This is a genomic window from Moritella yayanosii (assembly GCF_900465055.1).
Taxonomy (GTDB): domain Bacteria; phylum Pseudomonadota; class Gammaproteobacteria; order Enterobacterales; family Moritellaceae; genus Moritella; species Moritella yayanosii.
In genome coordinates this window covers 3,672,832-3,687,225 of record NZ_LS483250.1, presented here as the reverse complement: position 1 = coordinate 3,687,225, position 14,394 = coordinate 3,672,832, and the positions used below count along the sequence as shown (strand labels likewise).

General features: G+C 41.5%; 14 protein-coding genes. 1 reads left to right on the top strand and 13 read right to left on the bottom strand.

What is annotated here, in order from left to right:
• Positions 1 to 24: 24 nt before the first annotated feature.
• From lpxA to rpsB, 13 genes are all read right to left on the bottom strand, one after another.
• Positions 25 to 795: an acyl-ACP--UDP-N-acetylglucosamine O-acyltransferase gene (gene lpxA / locus MORIYA_RS17150; RefSeq protein WP_112717118.1), complete on the bottom strand. Its 771-nt coding sequence runs from the start codon at positions 793 to 795 to the stop codon at positions 25 to 27.
• Positions 795 to 1,211, bottom strand: coding sequence for a 3-hydroxyacyl-ACP dehydratase FabZ (gene fabZ / locus MORIYA_RS17145; RefSeq protein ID WP_408632090.1), 417 nt, complete (start codon positions 1,209 to 1,211; stop codon positions 795 to 797). The genes lpxA and fabZ overlap by 1 nt, the downstream gene beginning before the upstream one ends.
• 69 nt (positions 1,212 to 1,280) lie before the next feature.
• Complete coding sequence (gene lpxD / locus MORIYA_RS17140; protein ID WP_112717114.1) at positions 1,281 to 2,291, bottom strand: UDP-3-O-(3-hydroxymyristoyl)glucosamine N-acyltransferase; 1,011 nt, start codon at positions 2,289 to 2,291, stop codon at positions 1,281 to 1,283.
• Between the two features lie 68 nt (positions 2,292 to 2,359).
• Entirely contained in the window at positions 2,360 to 2,857 is a 498-nt protein-coding gene (locus MORIYA_RS17135; RefSeq protein ID WP_112717112.1) for an OmpH family outer membrane protein, read from the bottom strand.
• A 65-nt stretch (positions 2,858 to 2,922) separates the two neighbouring features.
• Positions 2,923 to 5,379 carry an outer membrane protein assembly factor BamA gene (bamA, locus tag MORIYA_RS17130; protein ID WP_112717110.1) on the bottom strand — a complete coding sequence of 819 codons (2,457 nt, stop codon included), beginning with the start codon at positions 5,377 to 5,379 and terminating at the stop codon, positions 2,923 to 2,925.
• Positions 5,380 to 5,414: 35 nt separating this feature from the next.
• Positions 5,415 to 6,770 carry a sigma E protease regulator RseP gene (rseP, locus tag MORIYA_RS17125; RefSeq protein ID WP_112717108.1) on the bottom strand — a complete coding sequence of 452 codons (1,356 nt, stop codon included), beginning with the start codon at positions 6,768 to 6,770 and terminating at the stop codon, positions 5,415 to 5,417.
• The gene (ispC, locus tag MORIYA_RS17120; protein ID WP_112717106.1) at positions 6,767 to 7,963 is read right to left on the bottom strand and encodes a 1-deoxy-D-xylulose-5-phosphate reductoisomerase; all 1,197 of its coding nucleotides are present in this window, start codon (positions 7,961 to 7,963) and stop codon (positions 6,767 to 6,769) included. Before ispC ends, rseP begins: the two co-directional genes overlap by 4 nt.
• 12 nt (positions 7,964 to 7,975) lie before the next feature.
• Positions 7,976 to 8,872 (bottom strand): CDP-archaeol synthase, encoded by an 897-nt coding sequence (locus MORIYA_RS17115; RefSeq protein WP_112717104.1) that lies wholly within the window; start codon positions 8,870 to 8,872, stop codon positions 7,976 to 7,978.
• 59 nt (positions 8,873 to 8,931) lie between these two features.
• A complete protein-coding gene (gene uppS / locus MORIYA_RS17110; protein WP_112717102.1) occupies positions 8,932 to 9,702 on the bottom strand; it encodes a polyprenyl diphosphate synthase in 771 nt (256 codons plus the stop codon).
• A 69-nt stretch (positions 9,703 to 9,771) separates the two neighbouring features.
• Positions 9,772 to 10,329 carry a ribosome recycling factor gene (gene frr / locus MORIYA_RS17105; RefSeq protein WP_112717100.1) on the bottom strand — a complete coding sequence of 186 codons (558 nt, stop codon included), beginning with the start codon at positions 10,327 to 10,329 and terminating at the stop codon, positions 9,772 to 9,774.
• 153 nt (positions 10,330 to 10,482) lie between these two features.
• Positions 10,483 to 11,220 carry a UMP kinase gene (pyrH, locus tag MORIYA_RS17100; RefSeq protein WP_112717098.1) on the bottom strand — a complete coding sequence of 246 codons (738 nt, stop codon included), beginning with the start codon at positions 11,218 to 11,220 and terminating at the stop codon, positions 10,483 to 10,485.
• 77 nt (positions 11,221 to 11,297) lie between these two features.
• Positions 11,298 to 12,176, bottom strand: a complete 879-nt coding sequence (gene tsf, locus MORIYA_RS17095; RefSeq protein ID WP_112717096.1) for a translation elongation factor Ts — start codon at positions 12,174 to 12,176, stop codon at positions 11,298 to 11,300.
• A 110-nt stretch (positions 12,177 to 12,286) separates the two neighbouring features.
• Positions 12,287 to 13,015, bottom strand: coding sequence for a 30S ribosomal protein S2 (gene rpsB, locus MORIYA_RS17090; protein ID WP_112717094.1), 729 nt, complete (start codon positions 13,013 to 13,015; stop codon positions 12,287 to 12,289).
• A 480-nt stretch (positions 13,016 to 13,495) separates the two neighbouring features.
• Between rpsB and map the strand changes: the two genes are divergently transcribed.
• Entirely contained in the window at positions 13,496 to 14,335 is an 840-nt protein-coding gene (map, locus tag MORIYA_RS17085) for a type I methionyl aminopeptidase (protein ID WP_112717092.1), read from the top strand.
• Positions 14,336 to 14,394 lie beyond the last annotated feature (59 nt).

Sequence of the window (14,394 nt, the reverse complement as noted above, 5' to 3'; positions counted from 1 at the left end):
GTAAGCTATCTATAAAGAATACGATTAACGAATAATACCACGTTCACTGGTTTTTAAAAATGCGGTAAACAAAGCAACACTTGGTTGTTCATTGGCACTTGCTTCTAATGCAACTAACGCTTCGGTTACGGTATTACCTTGACGGAATAATACCCGGTAAGCACGCTTAACGGCTTTAATTGCCTCAGCATCAAATCCACGGCGCTTAAGCCCTTCAGAGTTGATACCAAAAGGCTTAGCATGGTGACCCGATGCCATCACATAAGGAGGGATATCTTTAATGATAACTGAACCGCCAGCAATGAACGCATGAGAACCGACTTTACCAAACTGGTGGATCGCAGCGTGACCACCAAAAATAACGAAATCACCAATATGTACATGACCCGCTAATGTCGCGTTATTAGCAAAAATACAGTTATCACCGATGATCACATCGTGTGCCACGTGCGCATTCACCATAAATAAGCTATTGCTACCAATTTTGGTTAAACCTTGGTCTTGTACTGTACCACGGTGAATAGTAACGCCTTCACGAAACACGTTATTATCACCGATCTCAAGACGGGTATTTTCACCCGCATATTTAAGATCTTGGCACTCTTCACCAATTGAACCAAATTGGAAAAAGCGATTACCGTTACCAATTTTACAAGGACCATTGATAACCACATGAGAAGCGATCACACAGTCATCTCCAATCTCAACGTTTTCGCCAATGGTAGTCCAAGGACCAATTTTTACATTATTACCAATTTTTGCGCTGTCATGCACAATAGCTGTTTCATGGATCACTATTTCGCCTCTCGCCTTGCGCACATAATCTCCGCATCACAAACTACTTTGCCATCAACTTTTGCAATTGCAGTAAAGCGAGCGATACCACGGCGTTCTTTAATTAATTCAATATGTAGATGTAATACATCACCAGGTATGACGGGCTTACGAAAACGTGCCTTATCAATTCCAGCAAAATAATACAGTTCATTGTCTGCTGGGCCACCATCCGATTTGTAACCTAACAGACCCGAAGCCTGTGCGAGGGCTTCTAAAATTAAAACACCTGGAAAAATAGGGTTAGTTGGGAAATGACCCGTAAATTGAGGCTCATTTATCGATACATTTTTAATGGCATGTATCGACTTACCCGGTACATAATCCAATACTCGGTCAACAAGTAAGAACGGGTACCGGTGTGGAAGAAGGGACATGATTTCTTGTATTTCAATTGTATTTTTTTGTTCGCTCAAAATTTTATTCCTGTAGCAACGAAGCTTTATTTATTTAGCTTTTTCTAATTTAGATAGCCGTTTATGCATATCATCAATTTTCATTACGCGGGCAGTTTGACGACGCCATTCACGATTGGCTTGTGCCGGAATACCCGATGAATAAAGACCCGCTTTATCAATCGGACGCATTACCATCGACATGCCGGTGATGTTTACGTTATCAGTTATTTCCATATGACCATTGATAACACAACCACCACCAATCATGCATTGTTTACCTAGTTTTAAGCTTCCTGCTAACAGAGTACCACCCGAAATTGCAGTGTTTTCACCTATTTCTACATTATGCCCGACTTGACATTGATTATCTAAAATCACGCCATCAGCTATAATGGTATTGTCTAATGCGCCACGATCAATCGTCGTGCACGCACCAATCTCAACGCGATCACCAATGATAACCCGACCGAGTTGTGGGATCTTGATCCAGCGGCCACCATCATTGGCATAACCAAAACCATCTGCGCCAATCACAGTGCCGCTTTGGAACAAGCAATCACTGCCAATGGTGATATCATGATAAATAGTAACATTTGCCCACAGTTTAGTGCTCTGACCAATGCGACTATTTTTACCAATAAAACAGCCTGCACCAATTATCACATTATCCGCCAGTGTGACGCCAGTTTCAATAACCGCGTTAGCACCAATAGCCACATTATCCCCCAGCACCACATCGTCAGCAATCACCGCACTCGGGGCGATATCTGTAGCAGGGGCAGGGGTGGTGTCAAGTAACTGTGCCACTAAAGCAAAACCCACATAGGGGTTTTTCATCACTAATGCATTGGTATTACATGCGGCAAGATCATCCGGTTTAACAATAACTGCAGACGCTGCAACTGTCGCTAATTGAGCGCTGTATTTACTATCACTTAAAAAAGTAATATTACCTGGCTGTGCATTTTGTATCGAATTAATACCACTAATCTCGATACTGCCATCACCGTGTAACTCAGCTTGAATTGCCGTTGCTATTTGTTGTAACGTCATTGCCATGTGAAACCTTTCTATTCGATAAAAAATCTTACGCTATTTTACTATATTTGTTGCGCCGTAAAATATAGTTACTTGCTTAATTCTTGTATTATTTTGTCCGAGATATCTAATTTTGGATCGACAAATAGCACAGCTTGTTTAGTGAACACAAGATCATAACCTTCACGCTTAGACACGGTTTCGATCGCATGTTGTAATAATACTAACAGCTTATTATTTTCTTCTTGACCTCGACGCTGCTGGTCTTCTTTAAATGCTCGACCTTTTAATTTTAGTTGCACATCTAACTCTTCTAATTTACGCACCAGTTTGGTTTGTTCTTGTGGAGTCATTAATGCCGCATCACGTTGACGCTTTTTGTTTAATGATACTAACTCTGCTTGTAATTTATTCAGTTCGACAGCACGCGTTTGGAACTCTTCGTTTAAACGTTTACCTATCGCTTCACGTTGTGGTAGTTGTTGTAAGATCTTACCGGCGTCAACAACCGCATATCCCGCTGCACTGGCAGTAAATGATGCACCTAGAGTCAGTGCCAATGCCGTTGCTTTAATAAATTTTTTCATTTTAGTCCCTAGTGAATTTTTAACTTAAATGCGTACTTCCACGCATTTAATCAATATGAGTTAGCTTAGAAAGTGGTACCGATATTAAAGGTAAAGACTTCGGTTCTATCGCCTTGGTACTCTTTCAATGGCGTGGCCAGTGAGAATACTAATGGCCCCATTGGTGATAACCACTGCAAGCTCACCCCCACAGAAGCACGTAATCGCGCCGGATCAGAATAATCGCCAAAGTATTCACAACCTTTCTCACAGTCTTCACTTCGATAATCACTTGAATTAAATTCAGTATCCCATACCGAACCCGCATCAACAAACACCGTAGTACGCACTAGATTGGCATATTCTTCACTTAAAAATGGTGTAGGGAAAATAAGTTCCAAACTGGCCGTTGCTAAGGCATTACCACCAACGGAAGAGTCCGTTGTTACATATTTGACATCACCACCACTATTACCGGTACCTGGGGTCGTCTGTATACCTTTTGGACTAATGGTATTGCTGTTAAAACCACGCACCGAGTAGAAACCACCGGCATAATAGTTTTCATAAAACGGTAAAATATGATCACTGCCACCGTCTGTTGTACCATAACCGTTACCGTAAGCAACGCGGCCACGCATCAATATTGACCAACGGTGATTACTGGATAACGGTACATAATATTTGTTATCAAAACTCATTTTAAAATATTGTACATCCGAACCGGGAACCGTCATGGTAAAGTTAGCTTTTTGTTCTGAACCCGATGTCGCAAATACACCACGGTTTAAGGTACGGCGGCGCCAAGACGCTGACACATCAAACCCTTGGAATATCACGAAACCACCATCTGCATCGACATCTTTTTCATAGATGTCCCAAAATTTCTTAGTTTGAGCATACGTCGTGGTTTTCGAGATCTTATTCCACTCATAACCTAAGCTAAAGCTCAGGGTATTATTTTCGTTAACCGGGAAACCGAAAGTCCCCGATATACCGTAAGTCCGGTTATTATAATCGATAATATCCGCTTCTGATGCTTCAAAATCAGTGAAGTAAACCTTACCGCCGAAGCTCACGCCATCAACGGTAAAGTATGGGTTGGTATAATTTAAGCTAGCGTTCTTCGAATAGTCATTGGTACTGACACTAATACCCGCTTTATTACCGGTACCGAAGAAGTTATCCTGTTGAATACCCATGTTTAAACTTAAACCAGACTCAGAACCATAACCGATACCGGCATTAAATGAACCAGCAGGCTGTTCTTTCACTTGCACATTAACGTCCACCACGTCCATCTTACCGGGTACGCGTACCGTATTGGTGTTGACAGTTTCGAAGAAACCAAGCTGATTCAGACGGACTTTAGAACGGTCAATTAAACGGTTCGATAACCAAGTACCTTCCATTTGACGCATTTCTCGACGTAATACTTCATCTTTAGTGACGTCATTACCAGCAAAGTTAATCCGGCGTACATAAATTCGTGGACCGGGTTCAACAGCAATAGTGAGATTAACGGTATGGTTTTCGTCATCGATTTCTGGATAAGTCGATACTTTTGGATAAGCGTAACCAAAACGACTTAAATAACGACTGAGACTTTCTTCCGTTGCTGTTACACTCGCACCACTGTATAGCTCACCCGAGTTAAGTGCTAATAAACCGCGTAACTCTTGTTCTTTGTCTAATAGGTCACCCGTTAAGGTAATATTACCCAATTTATATTGCGCACCTTCATTGACTTTAAGGGTGATATAAATACCTTGTTTATCCGGCGTCATTGATACTTGTGTTGACTCCGTTTTAAAGCGGATATAACCGTTATCAACATAATGACTACGTAGTTTCTCTAAATCACCAGCGAGCAGTTGTTTTTGATACTGCTGATCAGCCATAAAATTCCACCACGGCACAACATCACTCAGTTCAAATAATCGCTTCAATTCTGTCGTTGAATAGACGGTGTTACCTAAGATATTAAGTTGCTTAATTTTCGCTGACTTACCTTCAACAAAACTAAATTTAATGTCAACACGGTTACGTGGTAATGGGGTGATAATGGTATTAATTTGCGCACTGTAGCGACCCGCGCCATAATAGAATTCTTGTAAACCTTGCTCGACCGAACGAATAATAGTGCGATCGATAGGCTCACCAACACGAATGCCAGATGAATTAAGGCTTTCTTTCAATTGCTCTTCTGGGATCGCTTCATTACCTACAAACTCAATGCTACTAATAGTCGGTAATTCCGTTACTTTAAAGACCAGCGTCGCACCGTCACGGTACAATTCAATATCATCAAAATTACCTGATGCGTATAATTTCTTTACGGCTAACGCGATATCACGGCTACTGACGCTATCGCCTTCTCGCAGTGGAATATTCAATAATGCCGCACCTAGCGTGACACGTTGTAAGCCCTCGACTTGAATATCTTCAACAATGAAGCTATTTTCAGCTGCAGTTACTGCCGTACTGGTAAATAAGCAAGCACTTGAAAAGAGTACGCCAACCAAATATTTATTTATTATCATTCTGAGTAAATAATCCCTAAACGCAATTCAATGACTTATAAACGAGCAAAGTCATTAAATAAGGCAAGTCCCGTTAATAGCATAATAATGACTGAACCAATTTTAAAACCGACTTCTTGGATCTTTTCAGATACAGGTCGACCGGTGATCAATTCAAATGTGTAATACACTAGATGGCCACCATCCAGTACAGGCAGTGGCATTAAATTCATTAAGCCTAAATTAACACTAATCAAGGCAAGGAAACCTAAGAAATAAACCAAACCATAATCAGCACTGGCGCCAGCGCTTTTGGCAATAGAAATAGGCCCACTTAAATTATTTAGCGAAATTTCGCCTGTCACTAAACGACCCATCATCTTAAATGTCAGCGCAGTAAGCTGCCAAGTTCGCGCCACAGACTGTTGTACAGAATCTAGAATACCATATTGAATATCAACAAGATAATCTTCAGGGTAACTGGCAACAACAGGCGCAACACCTAAATAACCTTTTAACACACCATCAGGGCCAGGCTTGCCTGTTGGTGTCACATTTAATGCTAACTGTTGACCGTTGCGAAGGATGGTGATAGCTAATACTTGATCAGGACTTTGCTGGATTATAGCAACTAACACCGACCAATCATCAATTGCTTGCTGATCAACTGCAATGATTTTGTCACCGGCCAACAGACCCGCCTTTTCGCCCGCACTGCCTTTAATGACTTCAGCTAGCTCTTGACTCACCGCTGGTCGATAAGGCGTTAACCCCATACTACTAATCGGTGACTCACGTTCAAGGTCAAATTGCCAATCCCGTAAATCAACTTGCCGAGACACGGTATAGTTCGTGTCCTCAAGATATAACTGCATCGCCATCGAAGGCTCGCCCATGTGTTCGATTAATTTAAGGCTAACATCATTCCAATCTTGAACTGCTTGTCCATCAATCGCGATGATAATCGCTTTGTTGGTCACACCCGCCTCTGCCATAACAGAATGTGGGGCAACCTCACCAATCACCGGTTTTACACTCGGCACACCGATCATGAACATAAACCAAAACGCCACAATCGCTAACGCGAAGTTTGCTAAAGGCCCTGCGGCAACAATGGCGATCCTCGCAAGCACAGGCTTACCATTAAATGATTGTGATTTTAATGCTTCCGGTACGTCATCAACGCGCGAATCGAGCATCTTAACAAAACCACCGAGCGGGATCATTGCGATCACATATTCGGTGCCATCTTTACCCGTGCGCATCCATATCGTTTTACCAAACCCAATCGAGAAGCGTAATACTTTAACGCCACAGCGACGCGCTACCCAAAAGTGACCAAATTCGTGTATAGCAACTAAAATGCCCAGTGCAACAATAAATGCACCTAAATTCCATAAAGACGATATCATGTTTCTACTCTGTTTATTGTTTGTTGTGCGTCGATTCGCGCCATTGCATCGATATCAACCAATGCATCAATATTATCAGGTTCAGAAACCGTCATTCCATCTAAGACGGTACCATTTACACGGGCAATATCGGTGAAACCGATCTGCCCAGTTAAGAAAGCGTCTACCGCCATTTCATTTGCGGCATTTAACGTCGTTGTGGCCGCTTGACCTTGATGACAAGCATCAATGGCTAATTTCAAACAAGGGTAACGCGCATAATCAGGTTTCAAGAAGGTCAATTCACCCATTTCAAAAAAATCGAGCGGTTTAACACCAGCAGGAATACGCTGAGGATAAGCCATAGCATGGGCAATTGGGGTGCACATATTTGGTTCACCCATTTGTGCGACTACCGAACCATCTGTATATTGCACCATAGAGTGAATAACAGACTGGGGATGAATGACAACTTGGATCTGCGCTTCGTCAGCATTAAATAACCACTTAGCTTCAATATATTCTAAGCCTTTATTCATCATGGTGGCGGAGTCAACAGAGATCTTCTGACCCATTGACCAGTTAGGATGGGCACAAGCTTGCGCAGGTGTAACAGCCGCTAAATCAGCAATTTCGCTATAACGGAATGGACCACCAGAGCCGGTTAATAAGATCTTACTGACGCCCTCTGCAACTAGGTCACAAAAACCCAGGTTAGTTTGTACCGCCAGCGGCATCGCTTGGAAAATAGCATTGTGTTCGCTATCGACCGGTAATAGTTCAGCACCACTGGCTTTTACTTCTGCCATAAATAACGCGCCAGACATCACTAGCGCTTCTTTATTGGCAAGCAGAATACGTTTCCCAGCACGAACGGCGGCTAAGGTAGGCATAAGCCCTGCGGCACCAACAATAGCAGCCATTACCATGTCAGTGTTATCAAGAGCGGCCACCTGACATAACGCGTCCATGCCAGACAGCACTTCCGTCGCACAGTTAAGTGATTTTAGTTGTTGCGCTAACGCAGCTGCCGCAACGTCATTGAGCATCACTGCATAGCAAGGTTTAAATTCTAAACATTGCGTCAGCATCTCAGTAACATTGCTATTCGCGGTTAAAGCCTGGATCCGAAAGCGTTCAGGATTTTGACGAATAACTGCAAGGGTATTTTTACCAATTGATCCAGTTGCACCCAGTATCGTTAATCCAATCACAATGACGCTCCTTTAAAAACAAACTAAATAAATAACAGCAAATACCGGTAATGCAGCCGTCAAGCTATCAATGCGGTCAAGAATACCACCGTGACCAGGTAACAAGGTACCACTGTCTTTTACACCCGCTTCACGTTTGAACATACTTTCGTTAAGATCACCTAATGTGGATGAAATTGACGTAACAAAACACGTAAACAGGATTATGACAAGCTTACTGCTATCAAGTTCCCCTGATGGTAAAATGGCCATCACAACGGCAGCAATTAGCGCAATAATCATTGATACCACAATACCACCAAAAAAGCCTTCGCGAGTTTTACCTGGGCTCACTTTTGGCGCCAGTTTGTTCTTGCCGAATTTTTTACCGATAAAGTAAGCCCCCGAATCAGCGCCCCATACTAAGAGCATCACTAGCATTACTAACCAGGCACCCGACAGCTGGTCGTGGGCATAATCATAAGAACGTAGTGCTAGCATCGCCCAGAAAAACGGCACTAAGGTCACCAGACCAAGGACAACTTTCAACAAGGTATTTTTAGTCCATGCTTTGGCACTGTTTGGATAGGTAGCCACTAATACCGCGCAAATTAACCACCACACGGCGCCAACGACTAAAATACCACTGACTAACGGTACCAATACTATCTCGCCGTTACTGACGTGCCAGATATTACGCACATCGGGTGGGATAGCTAATAATGTTGCGCCCAGAATAAGTGAGTTGCCAACGATGAGCGCAATGGGTAATTTACTGTTATTCTTATCGACCAATACCGCCCACTCTTTGGTGGCTAAGATAAACACACCCGCGATTGCAAGCGCGAACCACTGCAGGGGTAACAGAAAGATAGCGGCAAGCGCTAAGGGCGCTAAAATTAATGCGGTGGTAATTCGTTGCTTAAGCAAAAGTTGTGCTCCTATTAAAAAACCCCCAGAATTTTATCTAAGCGTTTATTTATATGTATTTATTGCTGCTTTATTAAAATAGCTCTGACCTGTTCGCCAGTGCCGCCAAAACGACGTTCTCGATTTACAAAATTAAAAATAGCATCTTCAAAGGCAATATTGTCGAAATCTGGCCATAGAGTGTCAGTGAAATATAATTCTGCATAAGCTAACTGCCACAGCAAAAAGTTACTAATTCGGTGATCGCCACCAGTACGGATCATCAAATCTACAGCTGGCTGTCCTGCCATAGCAATATGTTGCCCCAGCATTTTATCATCAATTTGATCTAAGCTTATTTCACCGGTTTTAACCGCGATAGCAATCTGTTTAGCGGCATGAACTATATCCGATTGCCCGCCATAGTTGACCGCGATATTGAGCGTCAGTGTGGTGTTATTACACGTTAATGCTTCGGCTTCAGCAATTTTGGTTTGAATGGCAGAACTAAATGCAGAGACATCACCAATGATTTTTAGGCGGATTTTATTCTTATGCAGTTTTTTAACTTCTCGCGTTAACACTGTCATAAATAATTTCATTAACATACTAACTTCCGCTTCCGGTCGACGCCAGTTTTCGCTACTAAACGCAAATAATGTTAACGACTCAATCCCGATAGCTAATGCACTACTCACCACTTGACGAACAGACTTAACACCTTCATGGTGGCCCTTAACACGCATTTTGCCACGCTGCTGCGCCCAACGACCATTGCCATCCATGATGATAGCAACGTGCTTAGGTTTAGAGTCATTAACTAAGGTTTCGAGTTCAATTAAGTTTACCATTACGATCATTGTCCATTAAAAATTAAAACGCCGTATCGAAACACGGCGTCTTAAAAAGCGTAAAGTAAATTACACTTCCATTAAGTCTTTTTCTTTGTCTGATAATATAGTATCAATTTGCTTGATACAGGTATCAGTCATTTTTTGGATCTCATCTTGTGCACGGCGATCATCATCTTCACCGATTTCTTTGTCTTTTAGTAGTGCTTTGATATCACCGTTGGCATCACGACGGATGTTACGGATAGCAACACGACCTTGTTCAGCATCGGCACGTACAACTTTAATTAAGCTCTTACGACGTTCTTCAGTAAGTGCAGGTAATGGAATACGAATATTAGTACCAGCAGACTGTGGGTTAAGACCCAAATCAGACATCATGATTGCTTTTTCTACGGCTTTAACCATTGTTGCATCAAATACAGTAATGCTTAATGTACGTGAATCTTCAGTACCAATGTTACCAACTTGGTTAAGTGGTGTATTAGTACCGTAGTAAGAAACGGTAATACCGTTTAAGATACTTGGGTGTGCACGGCCAGTTCGAACTTTAGATAGTTGACTTTTCAATGCGTCGATACTTTTGCTCATACGGGTCTGAGCGTCATCTTTAATTTCGTTGATCACAACGTCTTCCTTAAATTTGTCGAGCAATGCTCAGCATTGCTTTATCGATGAGAATTTACTTATTTAGTGTAAATCAATTCAATTTAGAGGTCTTGTTATAACCCCCTTAAACTTTAAACTAGTGTATTTATTTACTGAATTTGAGATCCAGTTTTATTTCTTTGCTTGATTTGAAATCAATGTGCCTTCAGCTTCACCCATAATCACACGACGTAAAGCACCTGGCTTATTCATGTTAAATACACGCATCGGTAAATTATGGTCTCGCGCCATAGTAAATGCAGATAAATCCATGATTTTAAGTTCTTTTTCTAAAACTTCACGATAATCAAGAGTAGCGTAAAATTCAGCATCTGGGTTTTTCTCTGGATCTTCAGAATATACACCGTCAACTTTTGTTGCTTTCAATACAATGTCAGCTTCAATTTCGATACCACGTAAACATGCAGCAGAATCCGTTGTACAGAATGGGTTACCCGTACCCGCAGCAAAGATTACGACTCGGCCAGTCTTTAATAAGCTGATTGCTTCAGCCCAGTTATAGCTGTCACATACGCCACGTAATTCAATTGCAGACATTAAACGAGCATTCACATAAGCACGATGCAGTGCATCACGCATTGCTAAGCCATTCATCACAGTCGCTAACATGCCCATGTGATCGCCCACTACACGGTTCATCCCCGCTTCAGCTAGACCTGCACCACGGAATATGTTACCGCCACCAATAACCAAACCAACTTGAACACCTAACTCAACAATTTCTTTAATCTCTTGTGCCATACGATCCAGCACTTTAGGGTCAATACCAAAACTCTCGTTTCCCATCAGCGCTTCACCGCTAAGCTTTAATAAAATACGACGATATGCCGGTTTCGGGTTCGCAGTCATAATGATCTCTTTATCCTAATTGTGGAAAAACCGCAGTCTGAGCCACGGTCTGTATTAAATCTTCAGCAATAATTAAATTATGCTTTTTTCGCTGCTGCTACTGTAGCGGCAACTTCAGCGGCGAAATCATCTTCCGATTTATCGATGCCTTCACCCACTTCGATGCGGATAAAGGTGACAACTTCTGCGCCTTCTTCTTTAAGAAGTTGACCAACAGTTTTTGACGGTTCCATGACGAAAGCTTGACCTGTAAGGCTAACTTCACCAGTGAATTTCTTCATACGGCCAACAACCATTTTTTCAGCTATTTCTTGAGGTTTACCACTGTTAATAGCGATTTCCACTTGAATAGCGCGTTCTTTTTCAACTACAGCTGCAGGAACATCATCAGGTGTAACAAACTCAGGCTTAGCTGCTGCTACATGCATAGCAATTTTCTTCGCTAATGCTTCATCACCGCCTTTAAGTACAGTAACAACACCGATAGTGCCGCCGTGTACGTAAGACGCCATATTATCACCTTTAACTATAACTGAACGACGAACATTGATGTTCTCGCCAATTTTAGAAATTAGGTTAGCACGCGCTTCTTCAACTGTTAATTCAGCGTCAAATTTAGCAGCTAATAGTGCTTCAGCAGAGTTAAGTTCACCTGCGTGAGCAACGTCAACAACTTGGTTAACAAATGCTAGGAAACTTGCATCTTTTGCGACGAAATCTGTTTCTGAGTTGATTTCAACTAGAACCGCAACGCCGTTAGCAATTTTAGTTTTTACAACGCCTTCAGCAGCAATACGACCTGCTTTTTTAGCCGCTTTTACAGCGCCTGATTTACGCATGTTATCGATTGCTAGTTCCATATCGCCTTCAGCTTCAACTAACGCTTTTTTACAATCCATCATGCCTGCAGCTGTACGTTCGCGCAGTTCTTTAACCATTGCAGCAGTAATTGCCATGGGTAATTTCCTCAATTTCTTATACGAAAAAAAACAGGAGCCATATGGCTCCTGCTAACTAAATAGTGCACTTAGTTAAATAAGAGCATCGATTAAATCGAAAAGCTGTATTATTTAGCTTCTTCGATAAAGTCGTTTTCAGCTTGTGCCGCGATGTCTTGATTACGGCCTTCATTTACACATGCAGCTACTGCACCAGCGTAAAGTTTGATAGCACGGATCGCATCATCGTTACCAGGTACAACGAAATCAATGTTGTCTGGGTTTGAGTTAGTATCAACGATAGCTACTACTGGGATACCTAGATTGTTAGCTTCTTTAATAGCGATGTGCTCATGGTCAGCATCGATTACGAAAAGAACATCAGGTAAACCGCCCATAGTTTTAATACCACCAAGGCTTTTCTCTAGTTTGATCATTTCACGTGTGTTCATTAGAGCTTCTTTCTTAGTAAGCTGCTCGAATGTACCGTCTTGTGCTTGTGCTTCTAGAATAGTAAGACGTTTGATTGATTGACGAACTGTTTTCCAGTTAGTCAACATTCCGCCTAACCAACGGTGATCAACGTAGAACTGGTCACATGAAAGTGCAGCTTCTTTGATTGTTTCACCCGCCGCTTTTTTAGTACCAACGAAAAGAACTTTACCTTTTTTATCAGCAATGTTCTTGATAAAACCAAGTGCGTCGTTGAATAGAGGAACAGTTTTCTCTAGGTTGATGATATGTACTTTACTACGAGCACCGAAGATGTATTGCTTCATCTTAGGATTCCAGTAACGAGTTTGGTGACCGAAATGAACACCGGCTTGTAGCATATCGCGCATTGATACTGTAGACATTTTAAATTCCTTAAATTTGTATGGGGTTAGGCCTCCACACATCCCATTTTTTCGACCTTTATTTCTAACTAAAAGCGAGCTAAGCAGGCGATTAACAAACAAAATAAAAGCACCCCGACAAATGTGACGATGTGTGTGTGATTTATATAAAATTATGTGTATGAGATTGAGCACATAACCAGTTACTGACATTTACTCAATCCAATGCGCGCTTTATATCATATTTAGATAAATAGCACAAATTTTGCGGTGCTATTTTTATCGCAAAAATCGACATGTAACGTAACACGCATTCTTCATTCTAGCGGATTATAGCCATATTTCTCATCATAAGATTAATTATATCTTTGCCTTAAATACCTATAAATAGTAATAACGTGAATAAGCACCCTCGTATTAAAGAAAATTTATGCTTATCACTCGCATTAGCGTTACAATCATAGCTATAAAACAAAACACCTATATATTGAAGAGTGAAAAATGAGCGTAATCATTAAAACTGAAGATCAAATCGAAAAAATGCGCGTTGCAGGCCATTTAGCTGCACAAGTACTAGAAATGATAGAACCGTTTGTAGTTGCTGGGGTGACCACTCAGGAGTTAAATGATCGTTGCCATGAATTCACTTTAGCAAACGACGCATTATCAGCACCGTTATTTTACCCAAGCTACGATGAAAATGATGATACGGCATTTCCAAAGTCGATCTGCACATCAATTAACAGCGTTGTTTGCCATGGCGTACCAAGTGAACGTCCATTAGTCGATGGTGACATTATTAACTTGGATATTACCGTAATCAAAGATGGTCTACATGGCGATACCTCTAAGATGTTTTTAATTGGAGAAGTATCACCACGTGATAAGCAACTATGCCGCATCGCACAAGAAGCGTTATACGAAGGTTTACGTCACGTAAAACCGGGTACACGTTTAAGCCGTATTGGCGAGATCATTGAGAAAAAAATCAAGTCTCACAATAAAGCCAACCCAACACGCAAGTATTCCATCGTAGAAGAATATTGTGGTCACGGCATTGGTGAAAAATTCCATGAAGAACCTCAAGTATTACATTACAAATCACGCTTCAACGAAAGCAACCAGAATCTCGTGCTTAAAGAAGGTATGTGCTTCACGATTGAACCTATGATCAATGCAGGTAAAAAATACAACCATGTTGCCGATGATCACTGGACTGTATTAACCAAAGACAATAAAAATTCAGCCCAATGGGAACATACTATCGTAGTCACTAAAGATGGTTGTGAAATTATGACATTACGTGATGAAGAAACTATTCCACGGTTGTTAAAAAACTAAGTCATTATATAAAACGAATTTGAATATTAGCTAATATGGGAACTGCACCCTGCGGTTCG

Excerpts from the sequence above, each read along its gene's own strand:
- fabZ (WP_408632090.1), bottom strand. The coding sequence starts at position 1,211 with ATGTCCCTTCTTCCACACCGGTACCCGTTCTTACTTGTTGACCGAGTA.
- lpxD (WP_112717114.1), bottom strand. The coding sequence starts at position 2,291 with ATGGCAATGACGTTACAACAAATAGCAACGGCAATTCAAGCTGAGTTA.
- MORIYA_RS17135 (WP_112717112.1), bottom strand. The coding sequence starts at position 2,857 with ATGAAAAAATTTATTAAAGCAACGGCATTGGCACTGACTCTAGGTGCA.
- bamA (WP_112717110.1), bottom strand. The coding sequence starts at position 5,379 with ATGATAATAAATAAATATTTGGTTGGCGTACTCTTTTCAAGTGCTTGC.
- rseP (WP_112717108.1), bottom strand. The coding sequence starts at position 6,770 with ATGATATCGTCTTTATGGAATTTAGGTGCATTTATTGTTGCACTGGGC.
- uppS (WP_112717102.1), bottom strand. The coding sequence starts at position 9,702 with ATGGTAAACTTAATTGAACTCGAAACCTTAGTTAATGACTCTAAACCT.
- pyrH (WP_112717098.1), bottom strand. The coding sequence starts at position 11,220 with ATGACTGCGAACCCGAAACCGGCATATCGTCGTATTTTATTAAAGCTT.
- tsf (WP_112717096.1), bottom strand. The coding sequence starts at position 12,176 with ATGGCAATTACTGCTGCAATGGTTAAAGAACTGCGCGAACGTACAGCT.
- rpsB (WP_112717094.1), bottom strand. The coding sequence starts at position 13,015 with ATGTCTACAGTATCAATGCGCGATATGCTACAAGCCGGTGTTCATTTC.
- map (WP_112717092.1), top strand. The coding sequence starts at position 13,496 with ATGAGCGTAATCATTAAAACTGAAGATCAAATCGAAAAAATGCGCGTT.